This window comes from Aeromicrobium yanjiei, assembly GCF_009649075.1.
Taxonomy (GTDB): Bacteria; Actinomycetota; Actinomycetes; order Propionibacteriales; family Nocardioidaceae; genus Aeromicrobium; species Aeromicrobium yanjiei.
This window is the reverse complement of sequence record NZ_CP045736.1, coordinates 1-25,258: the sequence shown is the minus strand read 5'-3', so window position 1 is coordinate 25,258 and position 25,258 is coordinate 1. Positions and strand designations below refer to the sequence as shown.

21 protein-coding genes are annotated in these 25,258 nt (G+C 62.6%); 11 read left to right on the top strand and 10 right to left on the bottom strand.

All coding sequences use genetic code 11. From position 1 onward, the window contains the following. Positions 1-347 precede the first annotated feature (347 nt). Positions 348-3,044 (top strand): N-6 DNA methylase, encoded by a 2,697-nt coding sequence (locus tag GEV26_RS00100; protein WP_153651178.1) that lies wholly within the window; start codon positions 348-350, stop codon positions 3,042-3,044. An 18-nt stretch (positions 3,045-3,062) separates the two neighbouring features. Continuing rightward, a complete protein-coding gene (locus GEV26_RS00095; protein WP_153651177.1) occupies positions 3,063-3,584 on the top strand; it encodes a hypothetical protein in 522 nt (173 codons plus the stop codon). 242 nt (positions 3,585-3,826) lie between these two features. On the opposite strand, the gene GEV26_RS00090 is transcribed toward GEV26_RS00095, so the two are convergent. Continuing rightward, positions 3,827-5,419, bottom strand: a complete 1,593-nt coding sequence (locus tag GEV26_RS00090) for a relaxase/mobilization nuclease domain-containing protein (protein ID WP_153651176.1) — start codon at positions 5,417-5,419, stop codon at positions 3,827-3,829. Continuing rightward, positions 5,416-5,727 (bottom strand): plasmid mobilization relaxosome protein MobC, encoded by a 312-nt coding sequence (locus GEV26_RS00085; RefSeq protein ID WP_194839796.1) that lies wholly within the window; start codon positions 5,725-5,727, stop codon positions 5,416-5,418. The genes GEV26_RS00090 and GEV26_RS00085 overlap by 4 nt, the downstream gene beginning before the upstream one ends. 557 nt (positions 5,728-6,284) lie before the next feature. On the opposite strand from GEV26_RS00085, the gene GEV26_RS00080 reads away from it, so the two are divergent. After that, on the top strand, positions 6,285-6,674 hold the full coding sequence (locus GEV26_RS00080) for a single-stranded DNA-binding protein (RefSeq protein ID WP_194839795.1): 390 nt from the start codon (positions 6,285-6,287) through the stop codon (positions 6,672-6,674). Between the two features lies 1 nt (position 6,675). Continuing rightward, entirely contained in the window at positions 6,676-6,903 is a 228-nt protein-coding gene (locus GEV26_RS00075; protein WP_153651174.1) for a helix-turn-helix domain-containing protein, read from the top strand. Between the two features lie 35 nt (positions 6,904-6,938). Here the strand turns inward: GEV26_RS00075 and GEV26_RS00070 are convergent, their stop codons facing one another. Continuing rightward, a complete protein-coding gene (locus GEV26_RS00070) occupies positions 6,939-7,205 on the bottom strand; it encodes a hypothetical protein (RefSeq protein ID WP_153651173.1) in 267 nt (88 codons plus the stop codon). 75 nt (positions 7,206-7,280) lie between these two features. Between GEV26_RS00070 and GEV26_RS00065 the strand changes: the two genes are divergently transcribed. The 5 genes from GEV26_RS00065 (at position 7,281) to GEV26_RS00045 (ending at position 11,812) form a co-directional block, all read left to right on the top strand. Further along, positions 7,281-7,448, top strand: a complete 168-nt coding sequence (locus GEV26_RS00065) for a hypothetical protein (RefSeq protein ID WP_153651172.1) — start codon at positions 7,281-7,283, stop codon at positions 7,446-7,448. Positions 7,449-7,512: 64 nt separating this feature from the next. Further along, on the top strand, positions 7,513-7,734 hold the full coding sequence (locus GEV26_RS00060; protein WP_153651171.1) for a hypothetical protein: 222 nt from the start codon (positions 7,513-7,515) through the stop codon (positions 7,732-7,734). Between the two features lie 56 nt (positions 7,735-7,790). After that, positions 7,791-8,147 (top strand): type IV toxin-antitoxin system AbiEi family antitoxin domain-containing protein, encoded by a 357-nt coding sequence (locus GEV26_RS00055; protein ID WP_153651170.1) that lies wholly within the window; start codon positions 7,791-7,793, stop codon positions 8,145-8,147. Between the two features lie 263 nt (positions 8,148-8,410). Further along, positions 8,411-9,895 (top strand): P-loop ATPase, Sll1717 family, encoded by a 1,485-nt coding sequence (locus tag GEV26_RS00050; protein ID WP_153651169.1) that lies wholly within the window; start codon positions 8,411-8,413, stop codon positions 9,893-9,895. Positions 9,896-9,940: 45 nt separating this feature from the next. Continuing rightward, positions 9,941-11,812: a hypothetical protein gene (locus tag GEV26_RS00045; protein WP_153651168.1), complete on the top strand. Its 1,872-nt coding sequence runs from the start codon at positions 9,941-9,943 to the stop codon at positions 11,810-11,812. A 527-nt stretch (positions 11,813-12,339) separates the two neighbouring features. On the opposite strand, the gene GEV26_RS00040 is transcribed toward GEV26_RS00045, so the two are convergent. Continuing rightward, entirely contained in the window at positions 12,340-12,741 is a 402-nt protein-coding gene (locus GEV26_RS00040; RefSeq protein ID WP_153651167.1) for a hypothetical protein, read from the bottom strand. Between the two features lie 854 nt (positions 12,742-13,595). Between GEV26_RS00040 and GEV26_RS00035 the strand changes: the two genes are divergently transcribed. Both GEV26_RS00035 and GEV26_RS00030 read left to right on the top strand, forming a co-directional pair. Beyond that, positions 13,596-15,560 (top strand): DNRLRE domain-containing protein, encoded by a 1,965-nt coding sequence (locus GEV26_RS00035; RefSeq protein ID WP_424923845.1) that lies wholly within the window; start codon positions 13,596-13,598, stop codon positions 15,558-15,560. A 48-nt stretch (positions 15,561-15,608) separates the two neighbouring features. Next, a complete protein-coding gene (locus tag GEV26_RS00030; protein WP_153651165.1) occupies positions 15,609-16,175 on the top strand; it encodes a hypothetical protein in 567 nt (188 codons plus the stop codon). A gap of 790 nt (positions 16,176-16,965) precedes the next feature. On the opposite strand, the gene GEV26_RS00025 is transcribed toward GEV26_RS00030, so the two are convergent. The 6 genes from GEV26_RS00025 to GEV26_RS00005 form a co-directional block, all read right to left on the bottom strand. Further along, entirely contained in the window at positions 16,966-17,898 is a 933-nt protein-coding gene (locus tag GEV26_RS00025; RefSeq protein ID WP_194839794.1) for a DUF4192 family protein, read from the bottom strand. A 555-nt stretch (positions 17,899-18,453) separates the two neighbouring features. Further along, positions 18,454-19,281, bottom strand: a complete 828-nt coding sequence (locus GEV26_RS00020; RefSeq protein WP_153651163.1) for a hypothetical protein — start codon at positions 19,279-19,281, stop codon at positions 18,454-18,456. After that, a complete protein-coding gene (locus tag GEV26_RS00015; RefSeq protein WP_153651162.1) occupies positions 19,269-21,905 on the bottom strand; it encodes a hypothetical protein in 2,637 nt (878 codons plus the stop codon). The genes GEV26_RS00020 and GEV26_RS00015 overlap by 13 nt, the downstream gene beginning before the upstream one ends. A 650-nt stretch (positions 21,906-22,555) precedes the next feature. After that, complete coding sequence (locus tag GEV26_RS18105; protein ID WP_279586719.1) at positions 22,556-22,678, bottom strand: hypothetical protein; 123 nt, start codon at positions 22,676-22,678, stop codon at positions 22,556-22,558. A 951-nt stretch (positions 22,679-23,629) separates the two neighbouring features. Next, a complete protein-coding gene (locus GEV26_RS00010) occupies positions 23,630-24,166 on the bottom strand; it encodes a hypothetical protein (protein ID WP_153651161.1) in 537 nt (178 codons plus the stop codon). Continuing rightward, complete coding sequence (locus GEV26_RS00005) at positions 24,163-25,077, bottom strand: ParA family protein (protein WP_194839793.1); 915 nt, start codon at positions 25,075-25,077, stop codon at positions 24,163-24,165. Before GEV26_RS00005 ends, GEV26_RS00010 begins: the two co-directional genes overlap by 4 nt. Positions 25,078-25,258 lie beyond the last annotated feature (181 nt).

Below are 25,258 nucleotides of genomic sequence, written 5' to 3'. Positions count from 1 at the left end.
ACAGCCGACTTACGCTTCCGAGTCAGGCGTGCTTACAGCTTGCTCTCGGCGCAGTCGATCTGTCTCACGCCAGCCGCGGGCTCAGAGGGCGCCACGCAATGCAGTGGGTGCCAACGCCCGGGACCGCTCCAGCGTGCCCGCATTGATACCCTCAATCGATCGGCTGGGCCGGAGTGTTGGGGAGTCCATGGACACCTCTTCCAACACCGCATGCCTCTGCCGACGCGGCAGGTCCCGAGCATGTCCTTACGGACGAGTTCGGGACCTGCTGCAGTACGCAGGCAAACTCGCCAAACCGCTTTTGGTCCTAGATTGACGCTATCATCGATGCATGCCGGAGATCACGTATGCCTGAACTGCCCAGCAATAAGTTCGGCAACCTTGCCGACCTCGGCAACGAGGCCAGCGTCGAGGCGTTCTTTGTGAATCGGCTTCTCCCAGACCTGGGGTACAAGGACAGCGAAATCCGAACCAAAGCTTCTCTCCCCGAACTGGCTCTCGGGCGGGGTCGCCAGAAGTACAAGTGGCGACCGGACTACGCACTCGAAGCGAAGGGCCGCGTCCGTTGCATCGTCGAGGCCAAGGGAATCGAAGAGGATCTGGATGACTGGGTCCACCAGGGTTCGAGTTATTGCCACGAACTCAACAAGTCTGAGGCTGACAATCCTGTTGAGTTCTTCATCCTGACGAACGGCATCTCGACACGCGTCTACCGGTGGGACAACGACACTCCGGTTGCCAAGGCGAAATTCGGCGACTTCGTGGATGGCAACGAACGGTACGACGCAATTCGCTTCCTTCTGGCACCTACAGCGTTCGCCACGCCGAAGGCCGAGGCAGAACCGGAGGGAGAGCACCTCCTGCGCAGGCACTCAGTTGCTGAACTGAACGCTGACTTCGCGTGGGCTCATAAGACGATCTACAAGCGTGAAAGCCTCAGCTACACGGCTGCCTTCATGGAGTTTGTCAAGGTGATCTTCCTGAAGTTGGTCTCGGATCGCGAAGCACGCAACAGCCCGAATCTTCGGCAGGTGGACGTTGAGACTGTGGCCGTACCCGCGGATGACGTGTTCTTCTCCAGGCACTGGATCGATCGGTACAGCACGCAGACCCCTAATCCGCTCGACCGGCTCAAGTTTCAGGAACTGTTAGAAGACTTCGAGACGCAGATCGCATCCGGTAGCAAGAAGCGGATCTTCTCGAAGAACGAACGCCTGGAACTAGCACCCGAAACCTTAAAGAGTATCGCCGAGCGGCTCGAGAACGTTGATCTCATTACGATTGATGCCGACCTCAACGGGCGAATGTTCGAGACGTTCCTCAACTCCACTCTTCGCGGAAAGGCGCTCGGGCAGTACTTCACTCCTCGCAGCGTCGTGAAACTAGCAACCGGTCTGGCAGACCTCAAGGCGAACGGCGACCACCTGGACAGGGTCATCGACGGATGCTGTGGAACGGGCGGATTCCTCATCGAGGCACTGGCAGACATGTGGACGAAGATCAATGAGAACTCCTCACTCAGTGATCGCGAGAAACGGGACCTCCGCGATCAGGTAGCCACGAAGGCACTGATCGGTGTTGATATTGCCCGAGACCCGGCACTTGCCCGTATCGCCCGAATCAACATGTACCTGCACGGCGACGGGGGCACGAGCATCTACCAACTGGATGCCCTCGACAAAAAGGTCAGCATATTCCCCAGCGACAGCCCCGAGCTGAAGAGAGAGAAGCAGGAGTTTAAGGCTCGCATCGACGGCGGTCTGCTGGACGGCACCCGTCTTGCAGACGTGGCGCTCACCAACCCGCCGTTCGCGAAGGAGTACAGCCGGAAGCAGGTGAACGACGCGAAGCTACTCGACGATTACGATCTCGCGTTCACCGGCGGTGACGAGTCGCGTCGCCCTGTGCAGTCGCTGAGTTCGATGGTCATGTTCCTTGAGCGCTATCACGATCTGCTGGCACCTCACGGCAGACTCATCACAGTCCTTGACGATGGGATCCTCGGGGCGAGTAAGCACAAGGGTTTGCGCAACTGGATCCGCAAGAACTGGATCATCCGTGCGGTTGTGTCCCTGCCGGGGGATGCTTTCCAGAGATCTCAAGCGCGCGTGAAGACCTCAGTGCTGATCCTGGAAAAGAGGGATGGGACGGAGGAGGTGCAGCCCGATGTCTTCATGTACTACTGCTCCCACGTCGGTGTGGACGATGCGCCGCGTCAGCGTGTTCTCCCCGGCGATGAGGCCAAGAGGCAGCGAGCGGCCGAGGAGATTCGCACAGTCGTCGATCTCTACAGGAAGTTCCGCAACGGCGAGGGCGACCCGGCGTGGGTTGTTCCGGCCTCAGCCATCGCGGAGCGCATGGACGTGAAAGCCTGCCTACCGGAGTCGGGTTCGCGTATCTCTGACTGGACAGACGCCGGACTTGAAGTCTCCGCTGCTGGCGATCTGCTGACACGTGCCATCGAAACGACGGACGCTGTGGAACTCGCTGAGCGCATCGTCGACATGGATACCGACGCTGACGAGATCGTCACCTATCTCCGTGTGAAGTATGACGGGTTCTGTGAAGCAGGCGAAGATGTCACGGTCGGCGACCTGACGAAACAGCAACTGGTCAGGGTCAAGGCCGGTGACATAGTTATTAGCCATATCAACGCGATCCACGGTGCTATCGCCATCGTTCCTGACTCGCTGGCAGGGTGCGTTGTCACCAGCGAGTTCACCGTCGTCCGCCCCTCGGGCTCACTCCCTGCATCAGTGATCTGGTCGATTCTGCGTACGCCCGAGTCCCGGGCAGACATGCTCCTGCTCTCTACTGGCATCGGCAGGACGCGGGTCACCTGGGATATCGTTCGTCAACTCCAGGTTCCGATCCCATCGTCAGATGTGCGGGCCAGGATCGACAACGCACTTCAGGCTGCGCTCGATGCTGAGGCGAGCGTCGCTGCGCTCCGTACAACGGCACGGGCGGTCACAGAAGCTGAGCTGCTGCTGGATAGCGAACACGCTCGGACCATCATCTCCGCATTCAAACCACCGCGGTAGGTCGCTCGAAGGAGAATTATGCGTCTTCCCAGCGAAGTGCTGGACTACCTCGCGGACGCCGCTACTCAGACAGGTCGGAGCCCCGAAGACATCATCGCAGGCCTTTTTCATATGCGGGTCACAGACCGGGCTGAACTACGCGCCTACTTCGGCGAGACGACTCAAACCTTCACCGAGATGCTGGAAGCGCTCGACCGCACGGTTCGCATCCGAAATCCTGGCGTGCAATACACCTACAGAAACGCCTATCTAGGGTATCGACGAGAGACGGAATCTGCGCCGCGGATAGGCGAGCGATCGCAGGTGTTTCTGAGTGTCATGAGAACTAAGTCGAAGTTCGTGCTGGCCCTACCGCTGAACCCGTCTGACTTTGGTGACTTCCCCGGAGTTCGCAGCGTGCAGGGCAAGGGCCGCCACGGGATCGGAGACCTACAGGTGCACCTCTCCTCTCTTGCGCACCTTCACGGGTTCGTTGAGCGATTCGAGCCGTGGTTGTCGCAGAGTGCAGGGGCGGTGCGACCTATCAAGAAGCACCCATGAACCTCAAGCGAAGACGACTACGTGCGGAGCCTGACCTGGTAGCGCAGACTGCAGGTGCCGTCGGCGTGGTGGTCGCAGCCGCCGCGCTGGTCATCGACGCCGTCCGCCAAGGCATGCTGACCTACCTCAAATCCATTGACCAGAACCAGCTTGGGATAGGCATGCCTCACGCGTTTCCACCTCAGCCGTCAACACCACCGACGAACAGATGCGCGCCAACCCCCGTTTGAATTGCCGATTGCTCATCGCCCACGCTTAGGACCTTGCCCTGGATCGAGCGTGGGCCTCTCCGTTGAGCTAGCACTGTTGTTGCGTCCGGTCGGTAGTGGCGGCCGCACGATGGGCTGGACCGCGCCGGCAACCGGCGCATGCCCGGGCATCGTGAACCGGTCGGTAGCACTAGGCCGGTCACCATCACGGATCGCGCTGGCTACCACCGGAACGGGCGGCAGTGTTTCGCTGACCCGCACGAGCGAGCCGCGCACGGCCGCCTCCACCTGTCGCGCTGCCTGGTGCCGGCGTACCGCCGTCTGGTGGTCGTGCATCGCCTTGAGCAGCTGCATCATCGTGTTTAGGAACAGCGCCTGCGATGCGGCCGGCGACTTGCTCGAGGTCGCCTGCATCAGGAGCATCGCGGCCTGCCGCATGCCCGGCTGCGGGACTCGCTTGACCGGAACCTTGTGCGCCTGCACCTGACTGAACCTCGACAGCGCCATCGACGCATCGGCCAGCGGGCCGGGCTGGCCCTCGGTCTGGATCGACCAGGCCGCGAACACGCCGGACGTCTCCTTGGCCAGCTGCGCCCACGCGGCGGTGTCGTCGACCGGCACCGACTGCATCCGGTCGCGCAGCTTCCCGACGTCCGTCAAGCACTCGGCCCATACCTGTGGGTCGACCTCACCGACTTCACGACCAGGTGCCGCTGGCCGCTGATCGCGCTTCGCGGCGTTCCATTCTGCGACCGCCGCGGTGTGCTCCTCGGGGGTGTCGGGCCACCCGCTGCGCAGCCGGGGAAGTGTCAGATCACGACCAAGATTTCCGCCACCGAACCACACCGGCTTCTCACCTGCAGGTGGTCGCGCGGCCACCGAGTAACCCACCACAACATCGGTCCGATCCGACGCGTAGCGGGGACGAACCAGCAGACCACCGCGGCGACAGCGACGGACGAATTCAGCCTCGTCCACCGACGCCGTCCCATACGCCCTGACCTTGCGGCCCAGCGTCACACGGACCGGCTCGGTGCCGGCCTTCTCGGCCTGCGCCAGCTCGGCCGGCTTGACTCCACGGATGCCGTAGCCGTTCTGCCGGGACTCCAGCACCCGCAGCCCGTACTTCACCTCAAGCTCTCCGCTTACCCGCTGGGCGGTGTTGCGGTCGTTCCACACGCTGGCTTTGGTGCCGTCCTCACGCACCAGTGAGACGGCCACGTGAATGTGATCGTTGCCGGCCTTCGACACCCCGTGACGGACCGCGACCCAGCGGCACGGCGCTTTGCCGGACGCCTCGGTGAAGCCCATCTCGTCCACGAAGTCTGACGCGATCTGACCCCACTGGTCATCGGTCAGCTGCCCCTCGTCGGCCGCGAGCGACAGCGAGCAGTGCCACACGTGGCCACCGGGAACCTCGACCCCCAGCTGGCGGCGCGGTGCGTCGAGCTCCGCGGCGATCGCCAGCGCGTCGACCCGGGACAGCTCGGTGTCGTCGTGCCACGCCATGATCTGCGAATCGCCGGCGACCAGGTGCGGATTCTCGTGCTCGTTGTGCCGGCCCTCACTGGCCAGGTAGACCATCAGCCCACCGGCCCGATCACCCCGGGTGATGTTCGGCATCATGGCGTGGCCAGCCCCTCGAGCGTCTCGTCAATCCGTCCCACCAGAGTCCGCGCCTCGGCCAGGAATCCGCTGGCCTCGGCCGGCAGCACGCCATCGATGTTCACGGCCTTGGCCATCTGGTTGACGTTGATCGCGTTGTTGCTCAACACCCGCCGAATGGCGAACAACTCCGCCATCGCCTCGCGTCGCTGCGTCGGCGTCTCTGACCCGCCCGACAACGTCGCCTCGACCATCAGACGAGGCACACTCACCTGCTGCTCAGCGGCCAACGAATCCAGCCGAGACCGCTCTTCTGGGGTGACCTTCACGCGGTACGAATGCGACCGACCACCAGGCACATTCGCCTGACGCGACCGACCCAAAACCTGGCGTCGGATCGGCTCATCCGCCACCGCGTTCACCCCCTCATGCCCAGCGCAGCGACTCCACCAACCGTGGAGACCACACGCCCAGTGTGCCAAAGCCGCGACCCAAAGTCGAGGCTCCCAGCGATTTAGGGAACCTAAATGTATAGCTTGCTCCGCTTCCCATGCGCCAGCACACTATGTAGCGGCCCAAGGGGGATCCGTCCGGGTCCAAGCATTGAGTGGAGCGCTTCGCGCCCTCGATCAACGCCCTGCGGGCGCACCAACCCCCGCTCCCGAAGCCTCACATTTTGACACCCAGCGAGGACCCGTCAAGGGCAAGCGCTGCCTCCTTCGTCGGCCCTTGACGGGCCCTCGCTGGGCATGTTCGGCGTTCTATCGGGAGCGGGGTTTTTGTGGTGGGGGGACCTCTTCACACCACGCCCGGGTCACATCGCCGGCCTTCCGTTTCCGAGTCCGAACAGCCGCCGCCGGCGGCCGACAAACGACAGGACCCAATGATGAATCTCAACACCGCAATCTTTGAAGGCAACCTCGCTGACAACCCCCACCTCAGCCACGTCACCGACTCACAGATCCCGGTGACCGAAGCGGTTGTCCTGGTCAACAGGCGCACCAAAGACGACGCCGATCAATGGACCGACGCCGAACCGACCCGGTACCGGATCAAGGCATGGAGGTCTCTGGCCGAGCACCTGGCCAACCTCCCCAAGGGCACGACCGTCCTCGTCGTGGGCAACACCACCACAGAAGCCTGGCTAGACAACGGACAAAAAAGGACCAGCGACGTCGTGGTCGTCCAGGCCATCGGAGCATCGTTGCGGTTCACCAACGTCTACGCCGAGAGCGCCCACGGCCAGGCCTCGAGCACCAGCTCGCAAGGGCACTGAGATGGCCACCACCACCAGTACCCGACTGCTGACCACCAGCCAAGCCGCCCACCGACTAGGCATCCCGCCGGCCCAGCTCGCCGCCCTCCGCCAGCGCGGCCAAGGACCCGAATGGGGACGCTTCGCCACCACCATTCGCTACTCCACCGACGAGCTCGACAAGTGGCAACAAGCCACCCGGCAGCACACCACAGGCCGGCGCGGGTCAGGGGCCATCCCGGGCGACTGACATCACCAGACGGGTAACAGCCGGCCCGGTTCCGATCACGCCCCGCGGCGGCTGACCCCCGCGCCGTTGGGGTCAACCTTCACCGGCTGCAGCACATCGCCGTCAAACCACCGCTGGATCACGGGCCGGCCCTCAGCCCGCTCGTCGACGTAAACCACCAGACCCGACCACCGGGTCGAGGACTGCCTGCGCACGTCAATCAACAGCCCCTGCCAGGGCTGCTCAAACCGATATCCGCGCTGCACCAGCACCAGCCGGACCGGGTCGAAGTCGGGCCACCGATCGCGCCGGCTCGGATTCATACCCACCCCAAAACCATAGAACACATGTTCGAAGGCCGGTCCAGGGACCAGACGACCCAGATCTAGAATTGATCGGTGATCCTCTCCACCACCATCCGTCAGAACCCACCAGACCACCGCGGCGGATACGCCCTCGAATCCAAGACCCTCACCGCCGAAGCTGCCACCTACGACCAGGCCTACGCCGACCTGACACAACAAGTGCCGGACGGCTGGTCAATGCTCTTCGTCCGCCAACCCTGACCAATCACGCCCCCGAGACTGCACCCATCCGCGAGGATGACAGCACCAGCGCAGGGGAGTGACCGTGATCGACACACTCGAGGACCACTACCGGTGGGACAGCGTCGGCCAGGTCTTCGTCCTGCTCGAGCAAGAGCCCGGGCTCGTCGACGTCCGCCCACACCGGGTCGACGTCCAAGCCGCACGCATCCACGCCGGGTGGGAACTGATGACCACCGTCACCCTCGACGAGCTCAACGCACAACCCGGCGTCATCGACGTCTGGATCCGCACCGACACCGACTAGCCCGGTGCTGTGGACTGACGCTGGCGCGAAACGGTCACCGCTGAGAGTCTGAGCCCATGACGGCCCCCAAGCCTCGCAACCCTGACGCCATCACCCTGGCCGAAGCCGCACAGCTGCTCGGACTCAGCCAGATCCGCGTGACCCGCCTACGCCGCGAAGGACTCCTGACCCGGCTCGACGGCTACCCCAGCTACTCACGCTCCGACGTCCAAGCCTTCATCGATAACCCCTGGATCAACGGCCGACAGGCCGCGCTGGTCCTTGGCGTGAGCCATAACCGGGTATGCCAACTCGCCCAGGACGAGAAGATCCCCGTTCACCAAACCGCCAGTGGTCACCGCGTCTACCGACTGCAGCAACTCCAGGTCGTAGCCAACGCGCGACGCGTGAGGCTTCGCGGCGAACGGATCTGACTTGCGCTCGGCTTAGGCCCCAGTGGCCGCATCGCGTCGCGGGAGACGAGTGAAACCACATGGGTCGCGCTCGGTAGGAACAGCGACACAGGCGAAACTGACACGATATGGGTCGTTCGTATCGCATTCGAGGGCTCACCTGTCGCCCGCACGAATCGCGGCGCAGCCCAACTGATCAGCCCACTCGGGCTGCGCCGTTGCTCCTTTACGATAACGACAGGTGCCGCAACGGACAGGCGGTCGCAACTACACTGGGGGACCGAATGGCAGCCTTCGAAGACGCGGAGATCTCGCGTCGCGACGTTCTCCGGCGTCTTGGTTTCGGCCCGCTCGATGCTGAGTCAGACCCCGATCTCAGTGCACGATTCGTTCGTACCGAGGATTTCGATGAGTTTCTGGCCCCCCTCAATGTCTTGGTGCTTGGCCCGAAGGGGACGGGTAAGTCAGCCCTTTTTGAGCTCTTTACCAAATATGAAGGAACCGCACGCGCTTTCGCACCCCACGCGCTGAAGGACGTAATCATCACAGCGGCGACGGGGTTTTCGGATCTGACCGAGGTCGATACGGGTTCCATCGAGTCCCTCCGCCAAGAAGATGGCTATAGCCACGAAAGTCTGTGGCGCCTCTACATCGCGCTCCGGGCTGCCCTCGCGGTGTCGAACCTGGAGAACTTGCCCAGTGGTCCGTTGAGGGAGTTCAGCAAGGCAGTGGGAGGAAAGCGGGACTGGCGCCTAGCGCCAATCCTCAAGCAACTGTGGCGCGCGCTGATCTCAGACAAACTGCCCACTCCCAGGATTACTGTCCGCGGAGTCGAAATCGACTTCTCAGTTGGTGGTCAAGATCTAGATGTCACTGCGATGCTTCAAGAGGTCAACCGAGCCCTCGACATTGAGGGCAAGCACCTGTGGGTCCTGTTTGACAAGATCGATGAGCTTTTCCCGACGGACCCGAATGAACGGCTTCGTGCCCTCGAGGGACTGGTGCTGACGGCTATGGAAGTTCGTCGCACGTTCCCGCGCATCCAACCCCGGATCTTTCTCCGGACGGATCTGTGGCGGCACCTGCACTTTACAAACAAGAGCCACCTTGAAGACAAGAAGGTTGACCTCGCATGGTCAGCACCTCAGATGGCAAGGCTCTTGCTCAAGCGTGCAGTGACCGACGAAGCGGTCTGGAACCTCGCAGCCGAGCAAGAAGAACAGCTTCTTGAGGTCGTGAGTGTGGAGGACCTCTCCGATGAGCAGGTAGCCACAGCACTGACCTCGATATTTCCCTCCAGCGTTTACGCGGGAGTGAACGAAGCGTCGTTCGTCTCGTGGCTCGTGCCGCGTATAACGGACGGTCTAGGGACGGTATTGCCGCGCGAGGCCATCTACCTGGCCAACCAAGCCCGAGCCGCGCAGATCGCCACCGGCGGCCCCGCTACGGAGACGCTCTTGTCCGGAAAGAGCGTCCTAACGGCATATCGCGAAATGTCCGAGATGCGCGTGCGGAGCTATTTGGCCGAGTTCCCTGACGTATCGAAACACATTCTTCGATTCGAAGGACTGACTACCTCGACATTCACTCGCCAGGAACTCAATGCGAAGTTTGACGGTTTGGAACCGAGCGGTGATGACCTGCTTCGAGAACTCTGCGAAATCGGTCTACTCAAGCCCGGTGGGCGAGACATCGCGACATCCGAGTCGTTCGATGTGCCACAGCTATACCGCCAAGGCCTCGGCCTCGTCATTCGTGGCCGCCCCTGAGTGCCAGACCGTAGGTGGACAGAAGACCATGGTCACCGCCTCATTGTGAACCGTTCCCCCGACGGGGGCGACGTACGAGGCCCAGCGAAGCGAGCAGGCTCGTCGCTAGCCGTAGTCCTCGACGTCGCCGGGATATCCACGGCCAACTCCAACGTTTCGGTGTATCCGTCAGGCGGGTCGAATGCAGCAGCTTTCCTGAAGACGACCGCCGGCACTCACGCCTCTTCAAACACAGTAGTCGTAAAGCCCGGAGCCGACGGCAAAGTTACTTTCAGGAACTCAGCCGGGGACACGGACATCAACGTTGACGTGCAGGGCTTCTTCACTGCCGTTACTGACGCGTCAGCTGCCGGCGGATTCGTGCCCGTAGACCCGTTCCGGCTGGTCAGTACGGAAGACGGTATCGGTGTGCCGGCTGTCAAACTAGTTGGCGGGACCACCACACACGTCAAAGTCGGCGGCGTCGGAGACATCCCCGCTGACGCGTCCGCAATATTCGCCAACGTTCGCGTCACTTACGTGAGCAGCGACGGCGGGCTGAAGGTTCAAGCGTCCGACGCTTCCTCGAACACCGCCACTGCGATCAACCTGGCACCCGGCGCTCCCCAAGACACCGGGCTCTCGGTGAAGTTGGGCTCCGATGGCAGGATAAAGCTGACTATGTCGGGGAGCTCCTCATTGACAGCAGAAGTCAAAATTGACGTGCAAGGGTATTTCAGCAAGACAGGTGGCGAGGGTAGCCTTTTCAACCCTCTTGCGAAACACCCGCGCATTTATGACTCACGTACAAGCACCGCGATCCCTGCGAAGAGCTCGCGCGTAGTAAAGATCGCTGGTGTTGGAGGACTCCCGGACGACGGCAGTCTGAGCGCAGTAGCACTCACGATCACAGCCGTTGACTGGACGGCGTCAGGTGCCGTTCGTGTCGTGAACGACGACCTGGACGGGGGCGGCACTTCGAACATCGGGTTCTGGACAACCTCCGATCGATCCGTCGTGTCAACTTCTATCGTTTCGGTCTCCTATTCCGGCGAAGTGCGAATCGACAACACAAGCGGCGGTTCAGTCCATATCATCCTCGACGCGCAGGGATGGTTCAGACCGCTAAATCCCGTGCCGCCCACTGATTCGGACGTGTACGCGTTCGGTGACCTTGGCCCGAATGTGGAAGTGGGCGACGCCCTGACATCATCGGACCTTAACGCGCTCGGGGTCGACCCGAGTGAGCTCACAGACGAAAACACCGTCTCCACGTTGGATCCCGAGGTCCCCATTGAAGGATCGACCGAAGAGGCGACTGACGGCGAATCAGAAACCCTTGAGCCCGGAGGCCCCGAGGCAGATCCCGATGCGGTGGACCCGGCGTACCCAGATGAGCAGCAAGAGGATCCGAGCAGCGTCGAAGGCCCCGAGATCCTGACCGATCCGGTATCGCCCCTCTCCAGGACTACAGGCACGCAGTCAAGTAGCGCCGTGAGTAACACCGTGAGGGAGTCTTACGACATCCTCCGTCTCTATCACCGAAAGAAGTCCCCGAAGGCGGGGTACTACGTGATCCGACGCGGCATCACCTATCCTTTCACCGGACCAGACGGACGGCCTCACAGTCCATACGGTTGGCGCAAGTCATACGTAAAGCACAATGCAACATTGAAGATGGCCAAGCGAACCCTGAAGGCAGGGTGGTGGATAGCATCGGAGAATCGCTACGAGGTCATCGCATACAAGTGGAGATGCCAAGCCAAGTTCATTTGCTGGGTTAAGGACGCGGAGAGAATCCGGGTCGTGTACAGCAACACGATTTCGCCGCGGGAGACGGGCGACTATTACGCGAAGGGCCTGATCTCGACCTACTGCCCGGACGCGCCGGGATACTGGTGCCCCGACTGGGTCAAGAAGGGAGCCAGAAAGTACTGACATGAGTGCCGCGAGGAGGCTATGTGACCGAACCAACCGGTGATTCGATAGCAGTACCGCTCGAGGATGTGCTGGGTTGGGCCGTCGAGCAGGGCGCGTTCCTTCCCAGTTCGTTGCCGTGTACGACGGCCGAAGCCGTGGAGCTCACTGCGCTGTTTTATTCACACATACGGGCTCTGTTTGAGCAGCTAGACGAGTACTCCCTGCTTCAAGATGGCATCCGAAGCGTCATACGTGAGGGTGCTGTGCTCCATGACATCTGCGACGCCAATGGAATCAGAATTCCCCCCGGTGTGACCCATACGTAGCATCGGACAACTAGTGGCCCCTGCCAAGGAAGTGGAACGCTCGGGATCGTAACCCGCGCAAACCTCGCGATCCCGATCCGATCACCCTGACGGAGGCGATAAGGCCGCTCGGGCTCAGTGTGATCCTGGTGACCGGGTTGCGCCGCGAAGGCTTGTTGACCAGCCTTCCCAGCTACTCACGCAGCGACGGCCAGCGCACCGGCGTACGCCGCCATTGCGTCATCCGGCGGCAGCGAACGCTCGCGCGGCTGCCAAAATGGCGGCACCGACCTGTTCGAGGTCGCCCTCGCGCAGCAGTCGTGCCGGCGCGAGATCATCCAGACGCGGGTTCATGCCCTGGAACCACGCCTGCACTACGGCGGCCGAGTCCTTGCCGCGCAGCAGGGCCGCGATCCGGTACGCCATCCGCAGCCGATTGAGCACCTCGGTCGACGGGGTTCGGCGGTCAGCGGCATCAGCCCACTGCCGCACTGCCCGGGTCTCCTGAACCGACCCCAGATAGGCCACGAGCTTCGCGCCCAACAGGTCGCGCAGTCGTTCCACGAGTTCCGGCGGGGTCAGCCGCACCGAGTCCTCATACGCGCGTAGATCGCCACGGGCCACCCTCGCCTGAATACTCATGTGTGTAGTCTCGCACCTTGCCGGTGGAATCCAAGGGCTGATCACGTGCCGATCCCACCCAGAATCACATGTCAGATATCGCCGATAATAATGATTATGTAAACCCGAAGTGCACAAGGTGGGCCTAGTGCCTCGCCGACTGTCACCAACGTGATGGCCGAGTACAGCTAGCGCGTAGGGTCCGGCTGCGGCCTTGCTTGCTGTCTTGATCGCCACGTGACACCACACTTCGGCGTCAGTCTCGGCGCTGATGTGGGTGATGGTCGACCACAGCGCGTCCCGCACGGGAATGACCTGCGCAGCGACCGCCAGGATGCGGGCACGGGAGTCAGTCGGACCCGCGTCTCCCAGCTGACCGCGACTGAACGAATCTTTGTCCATCGCACTCGCCCGGAAAGGCGGTCTACCGGATGCGGCAGCTCGAGGTCGTCGCACGGGCACGCAGGACACGGTTCCCCTAGTCGAAGGAACTATCTTTCGGCGAATGCGCCCGGCGCCGAGCCAGGGCGTGACAGCATGACACCGATCCGCACACCCACGTTAGGTCTATGCGCATGCTGGCTCGGCTTCGTCTCCTCACCCTGGTTTTCGTCACTCTCGGCCTACTAGCCTCGCTGGCGGCGGCAATCCCGGCGTCCGCTGAAGACGCCGCCCCGCCGGTTTCACCGACGCCCACCGCGGTGGACTCCGATGACGACGGGACGCTTGACGCACCCGACACGGCGGCGGCAGCTGCCGCAGCGGCTGCGAAGGCTGAGCCCGTCGAGGACCTCTCGAAACGTACAGCGATGGTCACTGTGGTGGCCAACCCTGACGGGACCTTCACCAGCAAGGAGTTCGCCACACCCGTCCGCATGAAACAGGACAGCGACTGGGTCGATGTCGACTACACGTTGACGAAGCAGCCCGACGGGTCCTGGGCGCCGAAGGCGGCCCCGGTCGATGTGTCGATCAACGGCGGTTCCCCCAAGGAAGCGGCCCGGGTCACGTTCGACGACGGCGAATCCGTCGCCGTCACTTGGCCGCAGAATCTTCCCGAGCCGACCGTGAGCGGTGGCGTGGCCACCTACAAGCTGTCCAACGCGACCGACCTGTTGCTCGCTGTCACCAGCAACGGCGTCAACGCGCACCTTCGACTCAATCAGGAGCCCGCCGCGGACGACCCTGTCTTCACCTTCGGCCTTCGCGCCGAAGGAGTCGAGGTCGACCAGACCAAGTCCGGTGGGCTGGAGATCTCCGGGGACGACGGCGAGACCATCGCCGAGACCTCGAACCTGGTCGCCTGGGACGACAACACCGACTATGCGGGGGACCCTGCCAATGTGGTCAACCTTGACGCCACCCTCGTCGAGACCACTACCACCGGCGACGTCACACAGCACACCCTTGACCTGACAACACCAAACGGATTCTTGTCCGACCCTGACACCCAGTACCCGGTGATCATCGATCCTGACCTCGGCATGAGCAGGACCCGCGACACCTTCGTCCGCAGCGGCGACACCACCGACCACGGCTCAGAGAATCGACTCATCGTCGGCAAGATCGATCCCAGCGTGAGCTCCAACAGCAACCCCACGCGGTCTTACCTGAAGTTCTACAACGGCACCATCGAAGACAACCCCAACGTCGAGGTCCTCTCAGCCAAGCTAGGCCTCTACCAGTACTACGGCTACTCCTGCAGCGACCGCCGCATGTACGCATACCCCGTCGGCACCCCGTGGGACGACAACATCACCTGGGCCAACAAGCCCGACGCCGTCGCCGGCGGATACTCCACCTACGTCGACGACAACCGCGGCGCCGCCGGCTGCGGCGACGGCTGGACCACCATGAACGTCACCAACATGGCTAAAGCCTGGAACACCGGAGCAGTCGACATGCAAGGCCTCCGCCTCCACGCCGAGGACGAGGACCGCTCCTCCTACGAACGACGCTTCTGCTCAATGAACCCCCAAAGCGGAACCAGCTGCAACACCGCGGCGAAAACTCCCTATCTCTCCGTCACCTACGGGGTCTACACCCAAGCTGTAGCACTTGGGGACCTAGCTCCGTCCGTCTCGGTCGGAGATGAGCTGAGTGCATCCGCTCTCGCAAAGGCCGGGATCGACCTCGACGAGATTCCTCAAGGTGGCGCCGTGCTCGCGGAGACTGATCCGAGCCTTGCAGACCAAGAACTTGGGGAGGAACCGAGCACACTGGAGGACCCCAGCAGCCAGAGCGGCGAGCAAGAAGATGATCCGATCCTCGACGACCCTGCCACTCCCGATGCCGAGGAACTGACCGGGGAACTCACCACCGACCCGCCGGCCAGCGATTCGAGCACCACAGGACCCTCCATCAGCGCTGCGGCGGCTGGGAGTTGGCGGCTCCCATCGACGATCATTCGTACTTACCGTCGGCACTATTCGGACGGGAGCATGCAGTACATGGTCGTTCGACATGGACGGTCGTTCGGATGGACTGGGTATGACGGCAAACCGAAAAAGGCCTTCGGCTGGCAGAAGGGCTGGGTCAAGCACAACGCCCGATTGGCATCGGTTAAGGCAACACTCAAGTACGGCAAATGGAACGGCGCAGAGAAGCGCTTCCAGATGCGGGCCTCAAAAATGCTGTGCTCGACGTCGTGGTGGGGGCGCAAGTCATGCAAGGTGGTCGACACCATGCTGTTCCGGGTCGTGTACGAGTACGGCGCCAAACGACAGGCAGTCGGGGACCCCTACTCGTACGGCGTCGTAACGTCATACTGTGTAAACGGCAGCCAATGGTGCCCGAGCTGGGTTAACGAGGCTGCACGAAAGTATCTCAAAACCAAGTAGATTCAGGCGTAGCGCCCGAAGGATGCTAGGTCGCCGAGGGGACAGGCCGTGTCAGATGATCCGAGAAGACCTACCCTTGCCGACTTCCTAGGGTGGGGAGTTGAGCAAGGCGTGTTTACGGTCGGCCTCGAGTTACCCGCCCGGGCGATTGCCGAACACGCATTCGGGCTTATCAAAGCCCAGTTCGCGCTCGTAACGGGCGCACCACACAACGATACTGTCGCCAAGTCTTCGGCGAATGCGAGCGGGAAAGTACATCCCACAGGGAGCACTCACGCGGCTGACGAGTCTGGTATGAGCCTTGCACAGTTCGATCGTGTCACGGCTCAACGGCGCCTTGATGAGGTCGAAAATATTCTTCATCAGGCAGTGGACGTCGTCTGCAACGTCCACGCAGATCGCATCGCGGCGGACTATGGCGTAGCAACGGCCATGGTCATCGGCATCTTCAATGAGTTTAGGGCGACGATCGAGCAGGCTGACTTGCTCGGAGTCCAGCTGAACCACGGCCTCGAGACACCAATTCCGTCTGGTCACGACTTGCGCTACCTGGCATCGGAGATCGGGCCTAACGGAATTGACGTTCCTGAGTGGGTCCTCCGCGAATCTAGGTGAGCTCATCACGGCGATGATGCGCATTCCCGTGGTGCAGCAGAGTTCCATCACCCGCTGCGGGCCCGAAGCGTTCGTGTAGCTGCTAGCGCGAGCAACGCGCACCTACACGCGGCGGCCAAGCCGCCATGATCGCGCAACCCTACCTGCCGCAGCTTGCCCGGATTCTGGTTCGTGATGGGCCATCTTCGCTATTAGGGATGACAGGGGCGAAAGCCTGCGACAGTTTCGACGAATGCTCCGACAGGCTCCGTGGCCGCTTAGAGGAGCCCGACACCGGGGATATCGAACCGGCTTCCGGTCTCGAGCCCAGCGTCCTGGGGAGCCATGCGGGCAAAGCGCAGCGGCGGCGAAGTCCGCTCCACTCGCCACATCAACGGCGGTGCTGCGACAAGTGCAGGCTTGGGCGTTTCAGCCGACATCGACGTAGGAGCGTGCGGCAGCCAGCACTAGTCACGCCTGGCCCTCTGCCAACGCTTCCGCCGGGGAGGCGTCGCCCAGCTGGGGGTCATCCCCATAAACCAAGCCCGCGCAAGAAGAGACTCCTCGACCGTAAGCACTGGCCGCGGGGACTGACGGCGGTAGGCCAGGACACCGTCCGTGCGGGTTAAGCCCCGTCGAAGGCGGGGTCCGCTCACCGGCGCGAGCGCGCCGACTTGTCGGCCCTCCGTGGCCGAGTCCTGACAAGCCATCCGCCCGAGCGGTACAGCAACGGCGGGTCCGCTCCCCCGGTGCGAACGCGGCGGCCGGCGGCCCCCGCCGTGGTGTTCGCGTCGGCCACCAGCGACACGATCTACGCGGGCATCCCCGTCCACTTGGCGGGGTCCACTCCCTGGGTCAGAACCATCTCGACCAGCCCGGCCAGTGAGTGATGAATGTCGGCGCGTAGTGCCTGCTCCACGGCCATGAGCGAACGGGCGCCGTCACCGGCGAGCCAGTAACCGAACGCGGCCAGCGCGTAGGGTCCGGCTGCTGCCTTGCCTGCTGTCTTGATCGCAACGCGTCGCCAGACTTCGGCGTCGGACTCGGCGCTGGCGTGCGTGATGGTCGACCACAGTGCGTCACGCACCGGGATGACCTGCGCGGCGATCGCGAGAACTCGGGCGTGGTCGTCGTTGACGATTCCGGCGCTGGCACTTTCCAGCGCTGCGGTGGCGGCCAATGCCAGCCGCTCCCCCGCTGCGGCGTCGGCTGCCTCAATCGCCTCGACGTCTTGGCTGATCTCGTACAGGACGGGCGCGGACTCGAACAAGGCTGCCAGCGCTTCGCGCGAGGACCAGATTTGCTGCCCACCGGCCACGGCCTGCACCACGGCTGCGCTGACCCTGTCGGGACGGTCGTAGACCGGTGCACCGTAGTCGGGCATCCCGTGGCGGTCATACAGCCACACGTTCGCCGCGTCGGCTCGCGCGGCGAGGATCAGGTTGGTGGGTGCGAGTCGGGCCACCACTTCGGCGGTGAGCGCGTCGGCAGCATCCTGATCAGCGCTGAGAGCCAGCAAGACGACCCCGTCCCCAGCATGCTCGTTGAGGTGGTGGGCGATCATCTCCCCCGCCTCGGCTGCGCCCTCGACGTGCGGCATGTCCAGCCGCAGCCGGAACCCGAACGCCTTGCGGGGTCCGTTCGTGATGATCCCGATGAACGACTCGGACACAGCGAAACCGAACAGGGTGGGGACGGCCTCGACCACGTCGACCACGGTCGACGCCTTGAAGATGCTGCTCATGATGAGACTCCACTTCTGCGCGGGAAGTGCCCGTTGAACTCCGCCGTCCAACCGTTTTTTGGCCCTCCCGGGCAAGGACGATGAACTGCCCCTGTGGAGCGCCGGAACGTCAACCCGTAGGGGCGATCGGGCGGCCAGGTCGTGAGGAAATAAGCGCAGCGCCGAACGTCCTGATGGCCGGTGAGCTCGACGCGTAGCGGCGATTGCGTGGAGGCGCGGGGGGCAGAGCATAGACGCCCCGGGAGAGACAAAATCAGCTTTTGCAGCGCCGCCGGAGGCGGCTCCGTTAGTGGCTTGTCCCCCGGCCTTCGGCTGGTCCAGCTACGGCGCCGTAGGCGTCTCCGATTGAGGGCTCCTGGCGGCCCCAGATCGCCGCGTAGCGGCCTGGAGTTGGAGCCCTGCCAGGAGCTCCCTCACAAGAGCGATTTGGGCTGCCTGAGTCATATGCCACGCCAATGACAACCGTCGTCCATGACTCGACGCCGACCACACATCGCGAAAATTCTATTCGGTTGACGTGTCGAACCGGTGAGCCGACCACCGCGTCAGCGGCACCTAGCGAAGTGGCTCCGTACCAGCGCCACGCTGGAAGCGGCCTGACGACTGCACGCTGATGGCTGTGAATCCCGTCGCGCCATTCTCGCGAAGACAACCTCCAACTAGGTCAATGACCCAACTGGCAAGGTCCACGGTCCACTCACGCGCCTGACACGAGAACCACATCGTTAGTCCATTATCGACGGAGTGGACGATGTCATCGCCGGTAATCCGCCGAGCTGACGAATGCCCGCCAAGGTCCTCGAACGAGACGAGGCCCGCACCATAGTAGTTCAGACTGTCACGGAAGTTTGCCGTGTCCAGAACGTCGTCATTTTGGCCCTCGAGAGAGACACATATATTAAAGTCCCGGCGATTTTGCGGGTCTCCTAACTCAAACCACGAACGTGTGGAGGAGGCGGAAAGGAGCGGCGTGACCCCCTGACGTATAGGCACCACGGCATGAGCGCCGGAGAACGTCCAATCACCGATCCGTCCCAAGACGTCGCTTAGCACTGAGAGTGCGACTCCAGTCGGAAGGGGCCGGTTGGGGTCAACTAGCGGCTCAATCTGCAGCCAGCACAGTTCACGTTCTTGCCCATCGCTGGTCCAGTCCTCCCCCGCTTCACCCTGATGCCAGCGGGTCGAGGAGACCCCGTAGCCTTCAGGCCACGCTGCGTCGATGGTAACGGCACGCACGATCGCTAGGCTGAAGGTGTCGTCGGCGGGCAAGGAGTCGTTCGCCTTGCCCGCTACTATCCAGGGCCAGAGGTTCAGGGCGCCGCGGAGTGCGACAGTAATCGTCAACGTTGCCTCCTTGAGGTCCCGTCCGATCAGACTTTGCAAGACAAGATCGTAACCGCCGTGGTCAGTTTGTTGGGCGTATCACCGACACCGATGATGTCCACGTCGATTCGCGTACGCCATGGGACACCCGCGTTCGTCTTCTTGCAATCCCTTCGGGCATTCGCGCGCCTGCTTGAGCCGCCCCCTTGTTTGACCTTTTTCCGACCGGTGTCTTTTGTTTTCCACTTGAGTTCGCTGAGGTTGTATTGCTGCAGCTCGATAGTCACCCACGCCTTCTTGTTGATGATCGATGGATCAGCAGTTAGCCACCAGCCGTGCCCGGACGCGTACCCGACCCCGTGAACACGATCGCCTTTGGTAAAGAAGACATCGTTACCCAGCGTCCCCATGGGCGGTTCCTGCTGGTCGCCGGGGGCTGGCGGGGGTTCATCGCCATCGGGCCACATGTAATCCGAATCATCGAGCGCTTCGGGCTCCGAATCCGCAGAAGTGTCATCCGGCAGCACCACGTAGGAGAGCGGCACTATCTGCAGGTGCACGCTGGAACCTGACGTGTTCTTCACGACGAGGTCGCCCGCAGGAGACAGCCTGACTGAGATCGTCTGCGTTAGACCTCCTGACGCATCTCCAACACCCGCGTTAAAATTCACACTTGTGTTCTCGGGAGACGACGCCGAATCCGGGTCTACGAATTGGAGCGCTCCTGATGCTGTCCAGTTTCGAAGCCTGACGCGGGCTGTGATCGTCGCCACACTAGCGTCGTCTGGTACTCCTCCTGAGCCCCAAATCGGTATGACCCGACTTTCGTCAGGACCCACCGCTGATTGGCCGGCAGCTTGGGTGTTGTAAGCCTCTAATTGAGCAATAGGAACGACTGATCCGCCTGGGGGGCCATCAGCTAAGGCAGGGACCTGAACGGGCTGGCCCAGCGGTCCAGAAGGTGAGTACACAGACGCCACCAAGTCATAATTTCCCAGCGCCAGCGCCGGTAGCGGCAGCGTTAGAGGAGGTGTCTGCCCGGAAGACGGAACGGTCGCGAAGGCGGAGTAGCCGTCAAATAGGACGCTTGCGCCCTTCTTTACCGCGAACCTGACACGAACCGACGCACCAGGTGTCCCAGAGACCACCGCAGAAGCTGTGTACGGATTTTCCTCGCCTGTGAACGCAATCGCGGACAGTCCCTCTTGCGGAGACACCTGGAATGTCTCTGCCGACGAAGGGGCTGTTGAACTCTGCGCGCCGTCGTTCGCCCACGCCTGGACCGTATATGTCCCTGCAGGAAGTGCAGGCAGGTCAAGACTCGCAAGCGTCCCGCTAGGAACGAAAGCCGAGTAACTGTCCGATACCGTTGCAGACCCTCGCTTCACTAGGAATCTTGCACGTACGTTCCCCTTCACCACGCCGGTCACTGTCGTGGCCAGCGTTCTGGTCAAACCGGAGGCCGTCACTACTGGCGTTGGTGGAGTGGCCGGCGCAGGATCGCTGTACGTGAACTTCATGAACGGAACACGGTCCGCGACTGAACATGCCAGCGAGGTGTCGTTGCTCGGCTCCTCGGAGCAGAATCGGCGTTCGAAGGATGCATCCCCGCTGTCAGCCGACGGCACATTCAGTTGAACTCCCCAGTTCGGCAACCCGCCTGCGTCAGGCCCTTTGGACCACGCCCGCGCGAGTCCCAGCGTACTTGCGGAAACGAATCCAGGACCGTCTGCGCATCCGGAACCGCGATTAGCGGTGAAAAGGGTCGAACTTCCTGTGTTGTTGTTCGTGGCGGGTTTGTTGGAATTCACTGTCGTGGTCTCGTGAAACTCAGCCGTTAACGGATGAATGTTGATCTGTCTAGGCGAGCAAGACCCAGTGAAGTACTGGTAAAAGTTCATGGAGGCGGCACTGATCGTCTTACCGGCGAGAAATGTGTTCTCCCACTGAATGAGAGTGACGGCTGGGTTAACGTTCGTAGTGTCCCCTCCTACCCGCCCCACAATGAGGTGCGGCGACTGGCCTGTGGGGACCGTGTCACCCGGCCGGGTGTACGTATCCCTCAGTTCGTTCACCGCATTGATGTCCGGGTCGATCGTTACCGGATACCCAGTCGCGGGGTCGGAAAGGAACCCTCTTGGCGCTTTGAGATCAAGCGTCTGTTGCGACGATCCGCCGCTCGAGCGCGCTCGCGATAGTTCGGCGTTAAGACGCACCACGTTAGTGGGGTCACCGGCGGCATCCCGGCGAGCATCCCACGCCACCAGCGTCGAAGTGTTGCCAAGGTGAGTGTCTGACCTATCAGTAACTAACAACCCGCCAGCAGCCTCGTCCACGTTCAGATGAGTCGTCTCAACACCAAACTTGAATGTTGGGTCGTCGCTCGATGGGGGCGAGTTGAGCCGCAGGTGTGTAGCGACCCCCGATGCTGTCACTGTCACTACAAGGTCCGAGGTCTCGGAAACCGCGTATGTAGCTGTCCCGCCTCGGACCGTCGGCCTCCCGAGTGGAACAGGCCACGTCAGAGCCATGGCGTCGCCATCACCGAAGGTGACGCGTGCCACCTCTCTCGTGCCGCCACCGCTAACGCGGACATCACCAAAGACAGCCTCTGGTTTGTAGGTGCCGTCTGGGGCCTCACGCAGGGTGTAGTCAATGTCGACCCATTTGCCGTCCTGTTTCACACGGACAGGTGCGGCGTAGTTAGTACCCGTGAATGAGCCGTCCGGGTTGGCGACCGTCGAAAACGTCTCGGTTCGTTGCGATAAGTCCTCAACCGGCTCTGACTGACGGGCTGCGCCATCTATGGCGCTCGCAGAATCAGAGGCATCTAGAGTGCCATCGTCGTCTGAATCTTCCGGAGGTGCGACCGCGACGGAAGCCGGCCCCTCAAGTCCGACACGTGCTTCCGCGGGTCCGACAGCCGTGCCGGCTAGGAGAACAACCAGACCTACCAGCGCGGCCAGCCCACGCGGTTTCATCTCTGACATGGGGGGCCTTTGACTAGCGACGGTTACGAGAGACCAGTTGAGCACACCCTGTCCCATATTTTCTCGGAAACGCATTCACCGGGGGCTGCTGCAACGAACACGGGTCTTCACCCCGGTTCACTCAGACGGCGAGAACCCGGTCCAGCAGTCCGGGTCGATGCCGTGGGCCAGGACGGTGTCGATCGGGTTGACAAGTTGTGGTCCTAGTCCGCTCTTAGCGTGTGCTCAACGGCGATCAGGGCGCGTGCCACCCCGTTTGCTGCGCGCAGGCACAAGTGCTTGACCGACCTCCGCTGCGTCGGAAATCTCGTCACTGTCGGGCAGGTCCACCCGCAGGAGGTGCCCTAACCTGCGCCTGGGTCCTGTGGTAACGATTCCGACGAACGCTCCGCCACGATGAACCCGAAGAAGGTGCGAACGGCGTCGACGACGTCGACCACGGTCGACGCCTTGAAGATGCTGCTCATGATGTGACTCCACTTCTGCGCGGGAGGTGCCCGTTGAACTCCGCCGTCCAACCGCTTTTTGGCCCTCCCGGGCAAGGACGATGAACTGCCCCTGTGGAGCGCCGGAACGTCAACCCGTAGGGGCGATCGGGCGGCCAGGTGGTGAGGAAATAAGCGAGCTTGCGAGCGCCGATCCAGCTGGCTGACCGGTGAGCTCGACGCGCAGCGGCGATTGCGTGCAGGCGCGGGGGGCAGATCATGGACGCCCCGGGAGAGACCACATCAGCCCTTCACAGCGCCGCCGGAGGCGGCCCCTTCAGTTCTTGATGTCATGACCCGCGGGCGCATACCTGCGAGGAGAGAAGTCAGATCCTGACCAAGTGGAAGAAGAAGGTCACAAGGTGACCCGGGCGACGTTGAAAGTGCGTAAGACACGTCCACTCGATAGACACGTCAGATGGGACTTGCGGCGGGCCTGGCGTTCTTGGGTTGCGTGTTCGTGGCCGATGCGATTTACACCCGTCGTGCTAGGCGCGATGGGAGGGACCCTGGCGACAACGCGCTGGCTCACTGGTTCAAGGTCCATCCGGTGTTGGCCTGGCCCGTGGCGTTACTTGCCTTCGCGTCGTTCTCGTGGCTCGTGTCCCGTTAGGTGATCACCAACGTGTTGATCGAACACCACGATCCCTCGTCGCGGGGCAAAATGTCCCTGGCACGCGAACTTGACCTCAGCTGGCATTCTCGGCCGCCTGACGGGCGGGGACGTCACATGGGAACCTAGAGACCCTCTCACGTCACATGGGTTACTGCCCTCGGGTCGTCTCGGCGCGGTGACCTCCGAGGCCCCTCTTCGCTTCATCTTGGCTCCGCAGGACTCCGACCGCGCTTATCGCAGGCGTCTCGCTCGGGCTGGGCAGGCGAGACAGTTACGTGCCGGCGGAAGCACTGCAGGAGCGTTCTGCGAGGTTCGAATCAATCCAGGTACTGGCGTAGGCAGCCCAGTACGAATGCGGTCCTGGTGGGGGCTTGGTGCTTGTCAGCGAGGCGGTCGAGGGTCGCCACGCTTGCCGCGTCGAGGACGACTTCGGTTTGGATACTCGGAGTGGCCGCGGTGGCCGTTCTGGGGCGGACGAAGAGCGAGGACTTGACCGTTCCTGGCGTGGGGAACTCGAGCTTGATGCCGGCGTTTTCGACGTGTTCGACCGCGTCCAGGATGACGTGCACCTTGCTCGTTCGATCTGCTGCCACGCGGCTGCGTAGTTTGGCGTCCAGATCTTCAGGGGTCCTGAACGCTACACGCCGGGTTCCTCCGACATCTTCGGATCTTGGGCGGGCCCGGTCCGCCACCGCGGCCTTGTTCGTGGCGGCCTTCTCCTTGGTTGTCGGCGATACCGCCTTTTCGGCGGGGGCTGGGGTTGTCGGCTCAGGGTCGGGTACCGCAGTAATGGCAGGGCGCCGGCGAAGGCCTCCGCCGGCGATGGAGCTGAACCTGTCGTCGGCGCCGGTCATGCGGTGGCCTCCTGCTGTTCTTCGTGGGCGGCGAGCCGCCGGATGAGCTGGTCGGTGAGTTTGATGTAGTCATCCGAGAGTGCTGGGGCGCTGCCGGGGAGGCGTTTGATGGGTTGGCCCGACCTCAGCGCTTCCCAGTACGGCTGGGCCCCCTCAACTTCCTCGGCGATCTCGTAGGCGAGCATTCCCCGGTCGCGGCACGCGCGGGCAGTGGCAGCACTCTCACGGATCATTTGCGGCAGCAGGAGGTCCTCGTCCATCCCTTCGAGCATGCTCTTGATGTTGGTCTCGGCGCCTTCGCGCACCTTCGTGGCGCTGGCGGAGACGCCGGCCAGGACGACCGCGAGGATGTCCAATCGGTGTTCGGGCGATCGGGCCTCTTCGACTCGTGCGGCGATGCTGCGCATCGCTTTGATGGACGAGGCGTCGAACCTGGTTGGGATGACGAGCCAGCGCGCGGCTCCCAGGGCCAGCAGTTGCAGGGTTTCGGCTACTGGTGGGGTGTCGATGATGACCAGGTCGTAGGTGGCGGCCAGGGGTGCGAGGGGTTTGGCGAGCATGTGGGCCACTCCCCCGCGGCGCTGCGCCCTGGCTGCCAGTGCTGCGGCGGTGTCGCTGAGGTATTCCCCGCCGGTGACGACGTCCAGGTTCTCGCGTACTCCAACTTTGGTGGGCTGGAGCGGGTCGCCGGTCAGGATGGCTCGCGTGAGTTGTTCGCCGTTGTCGTGGTCTCCGAAGTAGCCCAAGTCATCGCCGAGGTCGGACTGGGGGTCGAGCTCGACCAGGAGTGTCCGGAACCCCGCACGCGCGCTGACGCCGGCCACATTCGCTGCGATGGAGGTCTTGAGCACTCCCCCTTTTCCGGTCGCCACGCTGACGACTCTGGAGAGCTGCTGGTAGTCGATGTCCATACGTTGATTGTCCTGCATCTCGTCTGGTTGCCACGTACGCCGCGCCGTCAGATGTCCCATATCGGTCAACATCTGTTGTTTCGTGCGGGTGCACATAGAGGACTCCATGTGGGTCGCGTTGTGTGGAGCCAGATGGAGATCCGTCTGGCTTGGCGCTCTGGACTCAACTGCTGTACAGCCC